2 protein-coding genes are annotated in these 1814 nt (G+C 67.3%); both read left to right on the top strand.

Annotated elements, in window-relative coordinates; all coding sequences use genetic code 11:
- On the top strand, nucleotides 1-577 hold a 577-nt coding region (locus VGV06_19370; GenBank protein ID HEV2057305.1), incomplete at its 5' end, for an enoyl-CoA hydratase-related protein.
- A 10-nt stretch (nucleotides 578-587) separates the two neighbouring features.
- Entirely contained in the window at nucleotides 588-1751 is a 1164-nt protein-coding gene (locus VGV06_19375) for an acyl-CoA dehydrogenase family protein (protein ID HEV2057306.1), read from the top strand.
- The last annotated feature ends 63 nt before the right edge of the window (nucleotides 1752-1814 follow it).

Here is a 1814-nt window from a genome sequence, read left to right on the forward strand (position 1 = left end):
GGAGCGCCAGGGCATGACCGACGAGGTCTGGCGCGCCCAGCACGTCATCTTCGAGGCCGCCGCCGCGCGCGTGCTCCACTGCCCCGTGCCGGTGATCGCCGCGGTCGAGGGCTTCGCCATGGGCGGCGGCTGCGAGCTGGCTGTGCTCTCCGACTTCATCGTGGCGTCGGAGACGGCGGTCTTCGCCGTGCCGGAGGTGACGCTCGGCATCTTCCCGGGCATCGGCGGGACGCAGCTGCTCCCGCGCATCATCGGGGGGCCGCTCGCGAAGGAGATGATCTTCACAGGGCGCCGGCTCCCCGCGGCAGAGGCCAAGGCCATCGGCCTCGTGAACCACCTCGTGCCGGCCGGCCAGGCGCGCGCCAAGGCGCTCGAGATCGCGGCGACGATCGCGGCGAATGGGCCCGTCGCGGTGCGCCAGGCCAAGAAGGCCGTCAACTGGGGCAGCGAGACCGACCTCGAGACCGGCATGGCGCTCGCCATCGAGGCCTACAACGTCACCGTCACGACGGAAGACCGCATGGAAGGCGTGAGAGCGTTCAACGAGAAGCGCAAGCCGCGCTTTCAGGGGACATAGCATGAGCGATATGACCTTCACGCTGACCGAAGAGCAGCGGGCCCTCAAGGCCGCCGTCTACGACCTCTGCAAGCAGTACCCGCCCGAGTACTGGCGCGACCTCGACGCCAAGCGCGAGTATCCGGACGCCCTCGTCAACGACCTGACGAAGGCGGGATACCTCGGCGTGTTGATCCCGCAGGAGTTCGGCGGGGCGGGGCTCGGGATCATGGAGGGCGCGCTGATCCTCGAAGAGATCAACCGCTCGGGCGGCAACGCCGGCGCCTGCCACGCGCAGATGTACATCATGGGCACGGTGCTTCGCCATGGATCAGCCCAGCAGAAGAAGACCTTCCTGCCCAAGATCGCGACGGGCGAGCTCCGGCTCCAGGCCTTCGGCGTCACCGAGCCTAACGCGGGCTCGGACACGACCAAGCTCCAGACCATGGCGATCCGCAAGGGCGACAGCTACGTGGTCAACGGGCAGAAGATGTTCATCTCGCGCGTGCTCCAGTCCGACCTGATGCTGCTGCTCGCGCGCACGACGCCCGTGGACCAGGTCAAGAAGAAGACCGACGGGCTGTCCGTCTTCCTCATCGACATCAGGCATCTCAAAGGCAAGGGGCTCGAGGTCCGGCCGCTCAGGATGATGATGAACCACTCGACCAACGCCCTCTTCTTCGACAACATGGAGATCCCCGCCGGCAGCCTCGTGGGACAAGAGGGCAAGGGCTTCTCCTACATCCTCGACGGCATGAACGCCGAACGCATCCTGGTCGCCTCGGATTCGCTTGGGGACGCGCGGTGGTTCATCGAAAAAGCCGTCGCCTACTCGAGCCAGCGCGTCATCTTCGGCAAGCCGATCGGCGCGAACCAGGGGGTGCAGTTCCCGATCGCGAAAGCGCACATGGCGATCGAGGCGGCCGACCTCATGCGCACCAAGGCCGCCAAGATGTTCGACGCCGGTATCCCGTGCGGGCCCGAGGCCAACATGGCCAAGTACCTCGCCTCCGAGGCGGCCATCGCCGCCGGCGACGCCTGCATCGACTGCCACGGCGGCTACGGCTTCGCCGAGGAGTACGACATCGAGCGCAAGTTCCGCGAGTCACGCCTCTACCGCGCGGCGCCGATCAACAACAACCTCATCATGGCCTACGTCGGGGAGCACGTCCTCGGCATGCCGCGCTCGTACTGAGGGGAACGGCGTGCTGGGGCCCCTTCTCGAGGGCAGCAGGATCCGGCTGGAGCCGCCGAGTCC

The sequence above is a fragment of the Candidatus Methylomirabilota bacterium genome (assembly GCA_035936835.1).
Lineage (GTDB): Bacteria > Methylomirabilota > Methylomirabilia > Rokubacteriales > CSP1-6 > AR37.

Bases quoted from the DNA above. Each gene is read 5' to 3' on its own strand.
- VGV06_19375 (HEV2057306.1), top strand. From the start codon at position 588: ATGACCTTCACGCTGACCGAAGAGCAGCGGGCCCTCAAGGCCGCCGTC.